This is a genomic window from Kosmotoga pacifica (genome assembly GCF_001027025.1).
In the GTDB taxonomy this organism is placed as follows: Bacteria; Thermotogota; Thermotogae; order Petrotogales; family Kosmotogaceae; genus Kosmotoga_B; species Kosmotoga_B pacifica.
In genome coordinates this window covers 1973540-1991083 of the sequence record NZ_CP011232.1, presented here as the reverse complement: position 1 = coordinate 1991083, position 17544 = coordinate 1973540, and the positions used below count along the sequence as shown (strand labels likewise).

Below are 17544 nucleotides of genomic sequence, written 5' to 3'. Positions count from 1 at the left end.
CGAGCAATAACATGGCAAATAGCGGTTATAAACAAACTCTTTTAATGCTATTAGGGGAGACTCAAGAGGAGAAGCTATGGACAAAGGGATGGGATTGGATATTAAGCAATACGAGAAATATTTAACCAGTAGATGGAGAGTTCCTTTTGGGGGATTTTTGCTCGCGTTAATGGGAGGGGTTTCCTACTCATGGGGTGTATTTATAATTCCATTGATGGAAAAATATAATTGGTCAAAAGCACAAGCAACATTGCCATTCACCGTTTTTATGGTTGTATTTGCGATCGTCATGGTCCCCGCTGGAAGGTTTCAAGATAAGGCGGGGCCCAGAAAAGCTTCTATGTTTGGTTCCGTGCTATTTTTTCTTGCATATGGTTTGGCATCTCTAATTGATCGAATTCCTTCCCTTTGGTGGTTGGTTATAACTTATGGGATAATTGGCGGCATAGCTTGTGGATTAACTTACGCCAGCGTTGCTCCTCCTGTAAGAAAATGGTTCCCGGATAAACCTGGACTCGCTGTTTCATTAGCAGTGATGGGCTTTGGATTATCCGCTTTGCTTTTTGCCCCCCTTAAAGTGGATTACCTGATACCTTTTTTTGGAATAAACGGCACCTTTCTAATTTTGGCCATTATGACTTCCGCTTTCTCCCTTGTTGGAGCCTGGTTAGTGAAAAATCCTCCTGATGGATGGAAACCTTTGAGCAAAAACACTGGAAGCAAAATACCAAAAAGAAAGGTGATAGTAAAAGGGGAACATACACCGAGAGAAATGCTCAAAACTCCTGTATTTTGGTTCATATGGGTAACCTTTGCGCTGGTGATTGCTGGGGGATTTATATCTCTTGGACTCATCACATCTTATGGTCAAAAAACCCTTGGCTTAATTCCACTAGAGGCCGCAATAGCGACTTCTATTTTTGCAGGTTTTAACGGGTTTGGTAGGCCAGTTGCAGGATATCTCGGCGATAAATTTGGGATTTTATGGGTTATGAATATCGTCTATATTGTTCAAGCAATAATCCTTATATTCTTCCCTACCTTTGTATTAGACCAGTTTTCATTGTATATTGCTGCTGCTTTTTTAGGATTGGGATTTGCGGCAACACTGGCACTTTTCCCCACGCTAACCTCCATCTGCTTTGGAACAAAACACTTAGGCACCAACTATGGATTGGTATTCACTGCCTTTGGAATAGGTGCTGTTGCTCCCGTGGTCGGTTCGTGGTTATTTGATATCACAGGGAGTTTTACTCCTGCGTTTATTTCTGCGGGCATAATGTCGGCAATAGGTGTGGTTCTGACTTTGACTCTTAAAAAGAAATATGCGCTACAGTAAAAGAATATAATGCAACATACCCATTTGAGACAGCTCCGCAACGATGAACGTTTTCTCTTGCTTTTTTTGAAAAGGGTTTTTCTATCTAATATACTGCTCCCCTGAAGAATTGAACAGGTAAAAAGTAGAGAGCCAGAATAAAGACAAAGAGCGCAGTTAATGGCGAAGAAACCCCCAGGCAGAAGAAAAGATGGCAATAATTCTGGAAGAACTTCGTCGAGAAAGGAGCGTTTCTCAAATCTGCAGAGAACATGGAATTTCACAAGCTCAGTATTACAAATGGCGTGACAGATTTCTCGAAGGTGCCAAAGAAGACTTGGAAAACGGAAAGAAATCCAGGGCAAAGCAACTCGAAGAAAAAATTGAAGAACTTGAGAAGGTAATTGGAAAACAGACCATCGTCATTGAGACCTTAAAAAAACAGTAGTACATCCAGGCAACGGGAATTAGTAGCATCGAAAGGATTTAGCGTTTCAGAAGCGCTGAGGTATTTGAAAATCAACCGGAGCACTTATTACTACAAGCCAAAGGGATACAACCGAAGAACGGATGATGAAGAAATACTCAAGGAAATAGAAAAGCTCAAACGAGAGCATCCTTACTGGGGATATCGTCGAATCTGGGCGATGTTGTTATTTGTTAACATCAGTAAAACACATCCGTTATGTTATAATAAAATGACACTTAAATGCAAGGAGAGGGGAATCGATGAGCTATTTGGTTTCTAGGAAGTCTGGATTTTTGTTGTTGGTGATACCAATTACCCTGGTGCTGTTTCTGTTGACAGCCTGTCCACCTTCTATCTCACCATCTATCCCGCCGGATGATTCTGGAAACAGAGAAGATGATTCTGGAAACAGGGAATATATATATGCCGCAGGTGGATTAGAAGGACTGTTCATATTTGACGTTAGCGACCCGGTAAATCCTCAACTAATCGGCCATTATGACACGGCTGGCAGGGCATGGGGAGTAGCAGTAGCAGGAGACTACGCGTACGTAGCAGATGGATCTAATGGTCTGGTGATTATAGACATTTCTGATCCGGAAAATCCAAAAATGGTAAGCGATATGATTTGGATGTACTTTTATGAAGTATGTGGTAATTAGTTTTATAAAGAGCCTTGAACCGAGAGACCGAAAATACGAGAAAGTGGCTATGCTGAGCTTCGCCCAGGCTATGTGTTCATACGGAAGGGCATACGCCTTCGGCGGAAAAAAACAAGGATGAGATCCTGAAACAAATTCAGGATGGCGAGTTTAACTTGCAAGGCTGTAATAAATTGCTGTTTTTTATTGTAGGGGCAGAACATGTTCTGCCCTTTGTAGATACAAGAATATACATTTTGTTAGATTTACACTGTTAAATAAAAGGCACACCATCATTGCCGAAGGCAATCCGGCGTTAGCTGTTTCTTAGTACATGAAACCAAGGGTCCACATTGGTAAGGTGTTTCTTAAGGGAACATCGATATCATCTTTTATAACGAAGCCAGCTTGCTTTGTGTTTTTGTTTCTTCCTCCGACTTCAAGTTTTATTCCATCGACGATAAAATCAGCATCTTGCTCGTTATCTGATGCATATACAGTTTTACCACTTTCTTGCAGAAGGGTGGTTACGTAGCATTCACGGATGTTTCCGATTTCGCTATCGAAAAGGTAATAAATCGATGGCTCTTCAAGAAAGATTTTTGCACCAATTGAATTTACCTTTGTATCATTTTTCTTTCTTATGATCCTTATCAATCCTGTATGTTCCATAGCAGTGAGCAGCTGGTATAGTTTCCTCTTTCCGAGTTCCCATTTGCTGCACAGGCTGTTGACATTGACTGTCGGTATTTTAGATATTGCGAGATGCCCAATGACCGCGTTCATGAAACGAAGATGGTTTTCGGCAAGTTGAGGGACAAAAAAGGGGATATCTTTGTAGATGATTTTTTCGATTATATTCCAGAGTCTTTCCGGGTAAGATCCTTCTAAGAAAATTGGTCTAAAACCTTCTTTCAGGTAATCCCGGTATGCCTTCATTATGTTGATGTGTTTAACGCTATCAAGCATTTCTGAGGGTGTTGAATTGAATGGATCAAAACAAGGCAAGATCTCATTTGTTTTCAGGTATATGTATTCTCTTAAAGACAGCAAGGGAATTCGTTTTATAAGGAACCTTCTTGAGAGATCTCCTAATCCTGTTCTAAGTAATACACTGCTACTATCGCTTATGATAATCTTCTTGTTTGGGAAGGAATCATACAGCGCTTTTACATGTATGCTCCAGTCTTTGGCGTTGTGTATTTCATCGATAAATACCTGTTCGTATCCTTGCATAAAGATTGTCTCGACAAGATCAAATAGAGGAATTGAAAGTGTAATAGGATTATCTGCGGAGAAATATAAACCATGAACGTTTTTTATATTGGATAGCAGGAACGTGGTTTTGCCAACACCTCTGGGCCCGGTCATTAAATAAGCCCTTGCGTCGAGGGTAATTGAGTCAAATATAGGTCTGAATTTTTGCGGGAGTTGCTGTAATAACCTTTGTTGAAAACTTTCCAGGCGTTCAACTATTTCATTTTTATTCATAGTGTCCACCTCTATGGTTTCATGGCGACACCATTATAACATAAATTGTTACCACGATGGAACCGACTCCTTTGAACTGGTGTGTGCCTTGGAATACACTGCCCCTATCGCTTCCTCCATCTCCGCCAACCCGTTGGAGGGAGTTTACACAAAATTTCTAACAGACCCATGCCTTTTTTAATGACCTTTTTCACTTTTTCTTCTGAGCACATAGTTTGGGATTGAATTTTCTAACGCACCTCTCTATTTACCCATTTTCCTTGCAAATAGAACACCAGCATCACCAGAGCCTGAGACACCTGGGCAGTCACGAAGGAAACCCAGACCCAGTTAATTCCAAGATGCAGAACATTGATAGCCAAAAACAGGAAGGGAATCTGAACGACCCAGTTAGAAACAATGCTCCCAATGAGAAACGGGAAATTATACCCTGCACCAGAAAAACCGCTACTCAGTCCAAAACTCAATCCTATTAGAGGCATCCCGGCAGTTCCGATAATTAGAAGTTTTCTGCCAAGGTCTATGACTTCCGGATCAGCGGTAAACACCCTGATAACCGAAGCCGAAAAGAACAAGAGGAATATATAAAAAGCTATCATGAGTGAAAACCCAAAAGCTGCTGCTATCTTTGTCGCTTTTATTGCCCGTGTTTTGAATTTAGCCCCAAGATTTTGCCCCACAAGGGTAGAGCCTCCCATGCTTATTCCAATAAGCGGTATAAAAGCAAAGTTCAAAATCCTAAAAGATATGCCCGCAGTTGCGAGGGCTGCTGTCCCAAACATAGAAACAAACACCATCACAACTACCCCAGACAGGCTTCTCAAAAGGGCTTCGATACCATTGGGAAGCCCTATTGTCATGAGCTTTTTGTCGATATCCTTGTCCAACCTTAATAACCCTTTCAATGAAGGCTTGATTCCGTGTTTGCCACTGAATATTACGTAAAAACCCGCAAGGAAGGCAATCGTCTGAGTTATTACAGTAGCCAGTGCCGCTCCAAATACACCAAGACCAAAGCCAGGAATATTGATAAAAGGGATCTTGTCAAACATTAGTATTGGATCTAAAAGTATATTAAGGATACTGCTTAAAACCATAATAATCATTGGAGTCCTGGCATCACCGGTGCATCTGAGGGCTGTATTCACCGAGAAAGAAGAGAACGTAATCGGCAGGAAAAAGATCCTTATATATCCATAATCAAGAGCGGCATCAAGAACCGCTTTGTCTTTTGAAAACAAGCCAAGCGCAGGTTTTAGGAATATAGCTAAAAAAACAGCAGCGATAATGGCGACAAAAGCCTTGAACGTGATCGTTTGCTCAATAGCTCTATGTGTACGCTTAATGTCTTTTCTTCCAAAATTCTGGGATATGAGAGAAATTGAACTTGCCCCTATGATCTCGTTTAAAGCCTCAACCGTCCAGAAAACGGTTGATAGAACAGTAACACCTGCAATTGCCTCCGCGGAAATCTTTCCTATCCAGAACATATCAACAAGATCATAAATGCTTTGCGCGGAAAAGCCTATCATTGTAGGCAAGGAAAGAGCAAGAAGTCCTTTAAATAGATTTCCCTTTGTAAGGTCTTTCGCCATATAATTACACCTGCTATCTAACCGGGTTTTCCAGTATGAATTTAGTCCTTAATGTTCAATAATCCCGCATGGATGAAGCTAAAAAGATTCAGAAAAATTCTATCATGGAAAGAGAGGTTTATTGGAAATTCCTTAAATGCAGAAGAAATTAAATAGGTGGCTTTCACGATATCGAAACTTGAAGCCCAGTTCTCTAATACATCATCCCAATCAAATACAAAGGAATTATCTGCGCATAACCGCTTTCTATACCATCTTTCAACCTTTCAACACGAAAGCATGTTGTTCATTCTTAATCTGCCGAAGAGTATTTCCAGAACCGCCTATTTCGAAAACAATTCGCTTTCCGTCGGTTCTTATGGAAAAATCACCATTGTCTGGAACAGTAATTGAAAAGGAAGAAGTTTAGCTGACAAAAATGCCTCACGTATGGTACCAACAAAGGTAAACCGAGAGAAGAAATACAATACTTATACACAGCCGGTGGGCCAGAAGGACTGCTAATATTTGACGTTACCGACCCGGAAAATCCCTTATTAGTCGCCGGTACGACACGACAGGTAATGCACGAAAAGTAACCGTAGCGGAAAACTATACATATGTGGCGGACGGCTAGAACGGTCTGCTGGTAATAGATATATCCGGTCCGTCAAGTCCAGAGCAAATTGGGCATTATGACACAGATGGATATGCATGTGGAGTAACAGTGAAAGGAAACTATGCATATGTTGCAGATCATTGGGGCGGTTTAGTAGTAATAGACGTATCAGACCCGGTTAATCCTGTGAAAATTGGGAATTGTCGCGTGGCTGATGCAATGGAAGTAGCAATAGCAGGGAACTACGAATACATAGTAGATGGAAGCAACGGCCTTGTAATAATAATAGAAAAAACCGAGAGCCCGAGAACCGAGAGGGCGAGAGAACGCAAAGGCCACGTAATATGCTGACTTTGTGAAGAACCATTTGCTGTTGGATGTTGACCGATAAACACAGAAGAATGAGGTTTGATGTTGGAGACTGGAGCATAGATTCGAGAACCGGTGGAGAGATTTAATACTTACTAATAAAAAGTGTTTCAGATTTCTTTTTAAAATTCTTGTTAGTAGAACTAAGAATCATTAAAAGGATTATGAAAAGGTTCTGTTTTCAATCACTGCGAGGAATCTACACGGATTTCTTTACAAGCTTAGTAGGAATATAATGTTCTCCTATATCTGCGAAAGAAAGTGGAGTTATACATAAATGGAAATTATCAGAAACTAAATGAATGGCGGTTGCTTCAAAAGAATATCCAATAAAGTGTGCCGAATTTTGAACCAAGCAACCGTCATTTTAGAGCAAAATTGAGTACTTAAAATATATGACATGACGTAATTATTTTCAGACAACTTGAATTTTTACCTAAAATAATCACGTCATGCATCATCAGGAACTTTATTATTTGAGCATTATCAGCTTGGACAACGTTTTCTATAAACTTCTGATATGTATCACCAAATAGGTGCGAATTTCTGAATTCTTTGATTTGCAGAATCTGCAACATATATATTGCCTTCGAAGTCGACAGCAACCCCATAAGGATCTATAAACTCGCCTGGAGCGGTACCCCATCTACCTATTTCTGCAATAAATTCACCTTCCATACTAAATATTTGTATCCTGTTATTTCCAGAATCTGCAACGTATACCAGTGGTTCTGGAACTCCATAAGGACTCAAGTCAATACCATGAGGGTTCATGAACTGCCCAGGTCCTGCGCCTGGCTCTCCCCATTCAAAAAGGTATTCACCGAAGTTATTAAAAACCTGTATTCGGCAGTTTGCCCCGTCCGCGACGTACACAAGATCTTCGAAAACTGCGATGTCGGTTGGGAAGCTAAACTGCCCGGGACCAGAACCGGTACCTCCCCATTCAATTATTGAAATTATCTCAAAATGTGAAAGTTCCGGATCAAATACTGGTGCTAACGTGAATTTCTGGATGCGATTATTACCTGTATCTGCAACATAGATAATCCACAAATTCCCGGGTTCAAAGCCTTGACCAATACCCATAGGCATATTGAATTCACCAAGTCCATCGCCCATTCCGCCCCATTGCTGAACATATAAAATTTCAACAGGCATTTGTTGTGAGTAAACCATTACTCTATTGTTGCCAGTATCAAGCACAAATGCAAAATCGAATGTATCAACTTCAATATCTATTGGATTATAGAACTCATATTCTCCCCAGCCTTCATTACCAAACTTACTACCCCACATTGTCACGAAAGTTCCGTCGGACAGGAACTTCTGTACCTTGTGGTCCGCATGATCCACAACATATACATATCCTTCGGAGTCCACACAGATTCCGACTGGCTTAATGAACTGCCCGGGTTCAAAACCATACTCTCCCCAGATACCTATCGGAGAAACTTCATGGAAAACTGTAAACACACAGACCTCACTTTCACTCACACCACCCTTTCCATCTTTGGCAACTACCTTCCAGCGCCAGAATTCAAATTCTGGTGGGAGTTCTTCAATTGGAATGAGGAGAAAATTTTCTGGATAATCCACCAAATATGGTAACCCAAAGGGTTCAGCCTCTGGCGCGAGGTAGAAATCATACAACAATGAGTCACCGTCTAGATCGATACATTCCCAGAGGAACTCTATATCCGGTCCACTTACTGTACTTTCGTTCTCTGGTATTATTAGAAGGGGGTTTTCAGGTGGGCGGTTAGGAAGTATTGTCTTGAAACTCCAGATAGGTCCTTCAGTTTCTTCTTTCCCGTCCTTAGCAACTATTTTCCAGTAGTGAGTTGTATTGGCATCTAAAATACCTGGATTGTATTCTGGTGATACGATATCAGACGCTACAAGTGCTGGAGTTGAACTAGAGCCAAAATACACATCATACGTCAAGGAATCTCCATCGGGGTCACCACATTTCCATGAAAGGGTGATATCGAGAGAGACGTCAACTTCTCCATTTTCTGGTGAAGGATATGATGGGATTAAAGGTGCTCTATTGACGTTTATAACCGTTATTATAAATGTGTTTGTTGCATTTCCACCCCATCCATCGCTTACTTCAATTTCAACTTCATGTGTTCCAGATGCATCATAATCGGGGCTGTAGGTGTATGTTGCATCTGTCATATTTCCAACTCCACTCAGTAAGATGAAACTCAATGGGTCATCATCTTGGTCGGAGGCGTAATCAAGCAGGTTAAGAGTAAGGGTCTCATTTTCGTATATACATTGATCAGGTATAGAAATCTCGGGAGGTCTGCTAGCGGTTGTAAAACTCCAGACAGGTTCTTCAGTCTCTCCTCCCCAGCCATCTCTGGCAACTACTTTCCAGTAGTACGTTGTGTGGCCATTTATCTCGCTTGGAGCATAATACGTATCAACAATTTCTGATGCTGAAAGCGTTGGAGTTGGGCTTGTGCCGAAATACACATCATATATCAAGATATCTCCATCAGGATCGCTGAATGCCCAGGACATGTTATCTTCACACAGGACATCTACAGCCCCATCCAATGGAGAACGATCGCAAATATAAGGAGGACTGTTTGGAATGACCTCAATGATTTTTATCACGGGTTCGACAATGTATTTTTCATCGGTTGGGTGGCGATAGCCCACATCATAGGTAAATCTCACCTGCCGGAGCGTTTCAATGGGCATAATTGGAAGATTGATATGGAGTTTCCCGGAAGGGATTTTGCAGGTGTACGGAAATTCAATCGCTGTGAGTGTAATTTCACCAGTGTGGAAGAATATGTTCGTCAGTGTCGCCTCTATATTCATTGCCACATAATGAACCACCTCATTTATATCAGCATCTCGTAGAATATCCACATCTCCCCAGGAAGTGGCAACGATCACCTCTTTTCCGCTTTCAACTAGTGTTGCTTCCACCATTAGAACTTCAATGACAATACCTTCCGGCTCTTCGTTGAACAGTTCAAATTCTCCGGTGCCTGGATTCTCCAACACGTTACACCCGGCTAAAAAAGCCAGGCATACGATAATAGAAATAACAACTGACTTCATCTTCTCGCCTCCTAAAGTCATCTGGAAGGCTAGCTATGATAGTGGTAGAAGTCTTCAAAACACGAGAAGTAACGTAGAAGGGTCACCACATACTTTGTGGTTTCAATTTCGTGGAAAAGATAGTATTACTGCATTGGTGACAGGTGGAAGATTTCGAAAACACATTTTCGAGATAGCTATAAGTAGATTTCACAACCTTCACAAAAAGTATACCGCTTTTGAGTAACCGGAGCGATTAGTAGAACTAAGAATCATTAAAAGGATTATGAAAAGGTTCTGTTTTCAATCATTGCGAGGAATCTACACGGATTTCTTTACAAGCTTAGTAGGAATATAATGTTCTCCTATATCTGCGAAAGAAAGTGGAGTTATACATAAATGGAAATTATCAGAAACTAAATGAATAGCGGTTGCTTCAAAAGAATATCCAATAAAGTGTGCCGAATTTTGAACCAAGCAACCGTCATTTTAGAGCAAAATTGAGTACGTAAAATATATGACATGACGTAATTATTTTCAGACAACTTGAATTTTTACCTGAAATAATCACGTCATGCATCACCAGGAACTTTATTATTTGAGCACTATCAGCTTGAACAACGTTTACTATAAGCTTCTGGGCATATGTATCACCAAATAGGTGCGAATTTCTGAATTCTTTGATTTCCAGTATCAGCGACATAAATAAAACCCTCGTAATCAACTGCCACTCCATAGGGTTCTCTAAACTCGCCTGGAGCGGTACCCCATCTACCGATTTGCGTGATGTATTCACCCCACATGTTAAATATTTGAACTCTACCCAGTATAGGATCGGTTACATATACTAGAGGATCCAAAATACCATAATTAGGAGTTACTGCAATTCCCCATACAGACATAAATTGTCCAGGACCTTCACCTAGTTCTCCCCATTCAAAAAGGTATTCACCATAATTGTTGAAAACCTGTATTCGCTTGTTCCCTTCATCTGTCACATAGACAAGATCCTCTTCATATCCTGATCTCTCCAGAACCGCTACACCAATTGGACTATTGAACTGTCCGGGGCCGGAACCAAAACCTCCCCATTCAATAACTGAAACAATCTCAAAAATTGGAGGTTCGTACAACCATTTTAATGTAAATTTCTGAATGCGATGGTTTCCCGTATCAGCGACATAAATAGTCCTTAGATTTTCTGGTTCACCTCCATGGCCAATACCCATAGGCATATTGAATTCACCCAATCCTTCACCTGGTTGACCCCATTCCTGGACAAACAATACTTCAGTCTGACCTGGAGGAGCTTTGAATACTTTAACCATACACTCTATCGCATCGATAACGTAAGCACTATCAGATGAATCCACTTCGATATCGCAAACAGCTTTTAGTACGTAATCACCCCAGCCTTCTCCCCACATGGTGAAGAATGTGCCATCAAGAAAGAACTTCTGCACACGGTGGTTGCCATAATCCAGATCAAACCAGGCATCTGCTACATAGAAATAACCTTCGGTATCAATACATATTCCAATTGGATCGTGAAACTGCCCGGGTTCAGAACCATACTCTCCCCAGATACCTATCGGAGAAACTTCATGGAAAACTGTAAACACACAGACCTCACTTTCACTCACACCACCCTTTCCATCTTTGGCAACTACCTTCCAGCGCCAGAATTCAAATTCTGGTGGGAGTTCTTCAATTGGAATGAGGAGAAAATTTTCTGGATAATCCACCAAATATGGTAACCCAAAGGGTTCAGCCTCTGGCGCGAGGTAGAAATCATACAACAATGAGTCACCGTCTAGATCGATACATTCCCAGAGGAACTCTATATCCGGTCCACTTACTGCACTTTCGTTCTCTGGAAGAATCAAAAGCGGGATTTCGGGTGGACGGTTCCTGTAAAACATCTGGACCTCACTCTCACTCACACCACCCTTTCCATCCTTGGCAACTACCTTCCAGCGCCAGAATCCAAATTCTGGTGAGAGTTCTTCGAGCGGTATGGACAGATTGTCTTCTGGATAACCCTCTAAATCCGGCAAACCAAAGGGCTTAAGTTCCGGTGCTAAATAGAAATCGTACAGCAACAGATCACCGTCCGGGTCGATACACTCCCAGAGAAATTCCACCTCCGGTCCACTTACAGTGCTTTCGTTCTTTGGAAGAATCAAGAGCGGGATTTCTGGTGGACGGTTTGGAAGCTCTGTTTTGAATGTCCACAGAGGCCCTTCGGTAATACCGCCGTAGTTGTCCTTAGCCACGATTTTCCAGTAATAGGTTAGCCCTGGAGATAAGTCGTAACCAAAAGAATTCTCAGAAATACCACTAAAAATCAGTGGTGGAGGATTGCTTTCACCAAAGTACACATCGTAGAGCAGAGGATCGCCATCCGGGTCACTGCATTCCCAGGACATGATACTCTCGCACAAGACATCTACTGCTCCATCTGGTGGCGAAGGTTCAGAGGGAGCGAGAGGAGGGGTATTTGGAATGACCTCAATGATTTTTATCACGGGTTCGACAATGTATTTTTCATCGGTTGGGTGGCGATAGCCCACATCATAGGTAAATCTCACCTGCCGGAGCGTTTCAATGGGCATAATTGGAAGATTGATATGGAGTTTCCCGGAAGGGATTTTGCAAGTGTACGGAAATTCAATCGCTGTGAGTGTAATTTCACCAGTGTGGAAGAATATGTTCGTCAGTGTCGCCTCTATATTCATTGCCACATAATGAACCACCTCATTTATATCAGCATCTCGTAGAATATCCACATCTCCCCAGGAAGTGGCAACGATCACCTCTTTCCCGTTTTCAACTAGTGTTGCTTCCACTATTAGAACTTCAATGACAATACCTTCCGGCTCTTCGTTGAACAGTTCAAATTCTCCGGTGCCTGGATTCTCCAACACGTTACACCCGGCTAAAAAAGCCAGGCATACGATAATAGAAATAACAACTGACTTCATCTTCTCGCCTCCTAAAGTCATCTGGAAGGCTAGCTATGATAGTGGTAGAAGTCTTCAAAACACGAGAAGTAACGTAGAAGGGTCACCACATACTTTGTGGTTTCAATTTCGTGGAAAAGATAGTATTACTGCATTGGTGACAGGTGGAAGATTTCGAAAACACATTTTCGAGATAGCCGTAAGTAGATTTCACAACCTTCACAAAGAGTATATCGCTTAATGAAACACAATACAGTACATACAACCAAGAATTTTAAAAAGAAATCTGAAACACTTTTTATTAGTAAATATTAAATCTCTCCACCGGTTCTCGATTCTATGCTCCAGTCTCCAACATCAAACCTCATTCTTCTGTGTTTATCGGTCAACGTCCAACGGCAAATGGTTCTTCACAAAGTCAGCATATTACGTGCCCTTTGCGTTCTCTCACCCTCTCGGTTTTTTCTATACCCCAGACCCTAAACCCTGGACCCTAACCAGACCCCAAACCCGCTCTTCCCAAGATGGTTTTTATCGGATAACGGAAAACGAACGACGGTAAACGGTTCTCATTCTCTCGGATTTCTCGAATCTCGGTCACCGATTCTCGATTCCCGTTGTCACCTACAACCCACAACCTACCACCCACAACATTAATTGAGCGCTTTGAGCTTTTTCCTCGTATTTTTGTAAAGTTGTGGTACCAGGTGGTCTGGATCGGGATTCGTTGAGCTGAATTCAATAACGTATCTGGCTTTTTCCTTGCGGTAGCGGATAATTTCGCTTGTTCTTGCAATCGTTGAAAGCATCATATAATCGAGGGCGTTCCTTGGAACAGCGTTCTGGGGCATATTAAGCAAAAAGAGCATATCTCCTTCAGGAATTCCATAGACATTCGCCCCGGAAACATGGTCTTTGTAAGCTCCAAACTGAATCGGGAAAGCAAGCGTCATTTTCATCGCTTCTCTCAAACTGCCGCTGACTATTTCATCGTCATAGGTCTTCAGATTAAAAGCGTGGATCTTGAGCCGAGGAACCTTGTCTATGGTTATGTCAGGAAAGTATTTATCGACAAAATCTTCCAGAGCTTTTATGGGCGTTACACCTTGCATCGGTTTACCGAGCCGATAAAGCGTTTTCACAAGTTCAACCGTCCTGATAAGCTTGTTTCCATCCGGGTGTTGGAATATTTTATCAACATCTCTCCAGATATGTCTCATGACACTGAACGCCCTGTCCGCTGATTTATAATATTCCGAAAAAAACAAAGGTATGCAAGAAAATCCTACGCAGTGAATTTCATCTATATCAATCGTGCTTTCATTCAGCGCTTTTGCCACTCCGGGTAAGGAAAGATAAAGAATCGAATCACCGCCGAAAGCTAACTTCATTTACTTTCCTCCTTTTGCAAAGTGCCTGCCACGCTTCTTCATAGATCTCGTTGTATTTTTCAAAGGCATACCATGGGTAATTCACCTTGTGATTGAATACAAGATCGGCATTTTCGATCTCCATAGATTTTATATATTTCTCCTTCCAGCTATCCAGAAACAGCAGCAGTTCCATTTGATCCTGAGGTTTCTTTGGTTGCTCTTTCTCGAAGTTACTCGCTACAACATAATCTGCACCAAGCAAACGGGCTTCATCTACCGGCACCGGCCTCAATACGCCGCCATCAACGGTCTGGGTTCCTCCCAACCACACCGGAGAAAAAACACCCGGAACGGAAGAACTCGCCATAACCGCTTCAACAAGATATCCCTCTGTTACCAACATAGATTCGAGGGATACAGCATCAAAAATCACCACACCGAGCGGGATTTTGCAGTCTGAAAAAGTCTTCTTACCGAATAAAGCTCTGAAGAAGGGGTAGTAATCTTCGATGGTAACAAGGGATCTTTGTATTATGCTCCAGATGTTTGGGCCTTCTACCTTCTTCAGGTATTTCTTCATCGCGGGCAGTTGCTCTTCCACCGCACCGGAAAATTCCTTTAGCACCTTTTCCCAATCCTCATAGAGCGCGTATAATGCTGCGACAATAGCCCCTGCGGATGACCCAGTGACAACATCGATTTTGAAATTGTTCTCCTGGAGCAACCTCAATAAAGCTACGTGTGCAAACCCCTTTACCCCTCCAGCAGCTAAAGCCAAACCATTCATCCAATCACCTCTTGACAACTTTACCATTTTTAAGCTTTTTTGTCCTAAATCATTTGATAACAGCAGAAGTGGGACATTTTTCTATGGCTCTGATGGAGCGATTTTGTTTGAGCATATATTATCACTCTCTTGTCATCTTTTTAACTGCTGATTTTATAAGCTTGCGAACTGTTTTCGCATCTGTATTCATTTTCCTTGCAATACGTGTGTACTCAATATGTCCGGCTTTGTTCATGAACTTGCAAATATAAGCATAGAAAACTGCTTCCTTTTCTTCTGGCAATAACCTTTCCAGATGGTTGTCAATTTGCAGAATAAGCTCATAGTAACCCAGATTCGGTTTAAATTGAACATTATCAACCCGTTCGGAGGTTCTTGCGGAAGGGCATGAAACCGCATAGATCTGACTTTTTTCCTTATCCCATCTCAGATCTACGTATCCCATTGCACGACAACAAGCTTTGTGATAGAGAAGCAATTTACTGATTACCTTTAATGAACTTTCAGCGTTTGTGTCAAAGTACGCTTGTTTGAAGAACGAAACGTGAATATATTTGTTATATAGATCCTTTGGTTCATAATAAACTAAAGAATTAATTATTAATGAAAAAAATAGTGTCTGTCCCCATTTTTCATTGAAGAATCATACTACTTACGATGAAAATCGCTTCCTTTCTGCCAAGGGAATTAAGCCTTATCATTTTGATTAATTATACAACCAGAACCAGAGAGGATTCACACCAAATATTTGGAGTCTCCCGGATTGTTGATTCTTCATCCTCTGTCACCGATGTCAGAACAAACAATCCGACTGTTACCTGAATACTTGATTTATTACAAAAAATATGGTAGGGGCCCGTGAAAAGGAAGCATGAAAAATGATGATTATTACATAATTTAAAGGTGCCCTCTCTTGATTCTACTTTTTTTGCGGATAAAAATAAACACCTTTTCTAGACACATGTGTTTGTCTTTATTATGTATTTTGTTCAAGCTCATTTTCCGGCAAGCCATAAAGATTCCAAAGCCATTTTTCAAATTCTGTCGATGGAATTTGCAACAGTTCACGGTCAAGATTGAATCGTGGAATTGAGAATTTTGAAATGTATTTTTTTTGATAACATTTGAACCCACCAGCAAGATGTTCACTAGTTAAAGTTATATAGTAGTCCATAACTTTAGAGTTAAGGATTCGATTCAATATTTCAATATCCTTTTTTTCTCTTATAAAGGATATATCCTTTTCTTTAGTACCAAACAACATCAGATTTGTATTCTTTTTTGTTGTTTTGGAATTTAAGTTAAAAATTAAACCATAGCCATTTAAAAAAAGGCGATCTTCATTCCAGTCGATAAAAAATGAAGGTTTCTTACTAAAAGTTGGAGTAAGTATTTTTACACCTCTAACTCCTATATTTTGGCGTCTACCATATGCATACCAAATCTCGTAATTGCGTTTTCCTTTATCTCTTTCCGCCAAAATGTCCTTTATTGCATAGAAGTATTCTAAAGTTCTCGGAAAAAACTCCTTCATTTTTTCCTCGTCAATTACTTCGTACCTTTTACCATTAAAAATATATGGAAATATTATTCCAAGCGATTCTCTCTTATCACTTATCTTCTTTACTGGTCTTACAATCCCTTTTTCAATGTAATAGATACACCCAGCATGAGTTTTAACATAGTAATAATCACCATAAGTGTGTTTCATGTCCAAAATATATACATTATCTTTAAGAGTTGCTATGCCAGTGCTAATTCTACAAATATCACTTAATGAAGGACCAGCATTTTCTATTTTTTCAATATTTCGCTTCTCTCTTTGAGTGAGAATGTGCCACATCTTACCATGATCGTCTTTAATAACTCCTCTAACAACTTTAGATTCAATTTTTGTAAGTTCATCAAGATTATTAGCTCTAATAAAATTGAAATAATCGCTGGGAGAACTTTTGCGAATTACAACAATACAAGCATACGAATCTGCATTAAACAATTTCAAATCCTCGAAATCAATAATCCATTGTATTTCAAAGTTTTGTTTAAGCCATTTTCTGAAATTTCTTGCACTGGAAGAAGTAAATATTGTATTTGGAATTACAAATCCCAATTTTCCTTCATTTTTAAGTTTCTTCAAAAGATATTCCATGATAACTAGATACATGTTATAAGTACCTGAAACATAACTTGATTTCTTAAACACTAAATCTCTCTGTTCAGAACTTAAATTATGCCATTTTATATATGGGGGATTACCTACAACGTAGAAAAAATTATTTATATCTGCATTTAGGATGTCGCCAGCAAAAACTGAATCAACATTAATATAAGAAATTTTGCTACCGAGCTGGTATGCCTTTAACAGCAAAGATAGTTGAGTTGCAGTGACAAACTCTTCAACAATATCTAGACCTATTAAATATTTTTCTATCACTTCTTTAGCTGGAATATTGTATTTGCGAACTAAATATTCCAAAGTGCTACGTAAGAAAATTCCAGTACCAGTAGCCGGATCAAGAATCTTTTCATAATTGAAGTTATTCCCAATCGTTAAAGAAACTATATAGTCTGCTAATTTCTTTGGGGTGAATTCTATACCTAATGACTTTTTATCTCTTTTCTTCTTTTGCAACCAAAATGAATCAAAAAACTCAAAAAAGTTACTATTGATTTTTCTATCAACAGGTTTGGTTTTAACTGTATTCGATAAAAAACTTACTAGTAACGGATGCTTGCAAGCATCCTTAAAATGTTCATAATCGATGGCATTATGCTCTAAAAACTCTAGGATTCTTGTGCCTAGTGAACATAGTTGATTCTTATCTACAATACTCTCATTCATTTTGGCCACCTCATAAATATTATACCATTTAA

12 protein-coding genes and 2 pseudogenes are annotated in these 17544 nt (G+C 40.3%); 6 read left to right on the top strand and 8 right to left on the bottom strand.

The features are described from left to right. The first annotated feature begins 76 nt into the window (after window positions 1-76). The 4 genes and pseudogenes from IX53_RS09385 to IX53_RS10950 all read left to right on the top strand — a co-directional run bounded on the left by IX53_RS09385 (window position 77) and on the right by IX53_RS10950 (window position 2570). The gene (locus IX53_RS09385; RefSeq protein WP_047755136.1) at window positions 77-1339 is read left to right on the top strand and encodes an L-lactate MFS transporter; all 1263 of its coding nucleotides are present in this window, start codon (window positions 77-79) and stop codon (window positions 1337-1339) included. Between the two features lie 190 nt (window positions 1340-1529). Then, window positions 1530-1971, top strand: a pseudogene (locus IX53_RS10820) (transposase); the annotation flags it as partial. Between the two features lie 76 nt (window positions 1972-2047). Then, window positions 2048-2449, top strand: coding sequence for an LVIVD repeat-containing protein (locus tag IX53_RS09375; RefSeq protein WP_047755135.1), 402 nt, complete (start codon window positions 2048-2050; stop codon window positions 2447-2449). Then, window positions 2430-2570, top strand: coding sequence for a hypothetical protein (locus tag IX53_RS10950; RefSeq protein WP_156173153.1), 141 nt, complete (start codon window positions 2430-2432; stop codon window positions 2568-2570). Before IX53_RS09375 ends, IX53_RS10950 begins: the two co-directional genes overlap by 20 nt. A gap of 185 nt (window positions 2571-2755) precedes the next feature. Here IX53_RS10950 and IX53_RS09370 read toward each other — a convergent pair whose 3' ends face one another. Both IX53_RS09370 and IX53_RS09365 read right to left on the bottom strand, forming a co-directional pair. Then, entirely contained in the window at window positions 2756-3919 is a 1164-nt protein-coding gene (locus IX53_RS09370; protein WP_047755134.1) for an ATP-binding protein, read from the bottom strand. Between the two features lie 230 nt (window positions 3920-4149). Then, a complete protein-coding gene (locus IX53_RS09365) occupies window positions 4150-5514 on the bottom strand; it encodes an MATE family efflux transporter (protein ID WP_047755133.1) in 1365 nt (454 codons plus the stop codon). Between the two features lie 535 nt (window positions 5515-6049). On the opposite strand from IX53_RS09365, the pseudogene IX53_RS11240 reads away from it, so the two are divergent. Together IX53_RS11240 and IX53_RS11235 are read left to right on the top strand one after the other, a co-directional pair. Then, a pseudogene (locus IX53_RS11240) lies at window positions 6050-6304 on the top strand (PKD domain-containing protein); the annotation flags it as partial. Window positions 6305-6331: 27 nt separating this feature from the next. After that, window positions 6332-6463, top strand: a complete 132-nt coding sequence (locus IX53_RS11235) for a hypothetical protein (protein WP_350494755.1) — start codon at window positions 6332-6334, stop codon at window positions 6461-6463. Between the two features lie 543 nt (window positions 6464-7006). Here IX53_RS11235 and IX53_RS10685 read toward each other — a convergent pair. The 6 genes from IX53_RS10685 to IX53_RS09330 form a co-directional block, all read right to left on the bottom strand. Continuing rightward, entirely contained in the window at window positions 7007-9568 is a 2562-nt protein-coding gene (locus IX53_RS10685) for a 6-bladed beta-propeller (RefSeq protein ID WP_053001287.1), read from the bottom strand. A gap of 629 nt (window positions 9569-10197) precedes the next feature. After that, entirely contained in the window at window positions 10198-12531 is a 2334-nt protein-coding gene (locus IX53_RS10680; RefSeq protein WP_053001286.1) for a 6-bladed beta-propeller, read from the bottom strand. Window positions 12532-13163: 632 nt separating this feature from the next. Continuing rightward, window positions 13164-13901 carry a hypothetical protein gene (locus IX53_RS09345; RefSeq protein ID WP_047755131.1) on the bottom strand — a complete coding sequence of 246 codons (738 nt, stop codon included), beginning with the start codon at window positions 13899-13901 and terminating at the stop codon, window positions 13164-13166. Then, complete coding sequence (locus tag IX53_RS09340) at window positions 13879-14670, bottom strand: patatin-like phospholipase family protein (protein ID WP_047755130.1); 792 nt, start codon at window positions 14668-14670, stop codon at window positions 13879-13881. Before IX53_RS09340 ends, IX53_RS09345 begins: the two co-directional genes overlap by 23 nt. 121 nt (window positions 14671-14791) lie before the next feature. Further along, complete coding sequence (locus IX53_RS09335; protein WP_047755129.1) at window positions 14792-15115, bottom strand: helix-turn-helix domain-containing protein; 324 nt, start codon at window positions 15113-15115, stop codon at window positions 14792-14794. 531 nt (window positions 15116-15646) lie between these two features. After that, the gene (locus IX53_RS09330) at window positions 15647-17512 is read right to left on the bottom strand and encodes an HsdM family class I SAM-dependent methyltransferase (RefSeq protein WP_047755128.1); all 1866 of its coding nucleotides are present in this window, start codon (window positions 17510-17512) and stop codon (window positions 15647-15649) included. Window positions 17513-17544 lie beyond the last annotated feature (32 nt).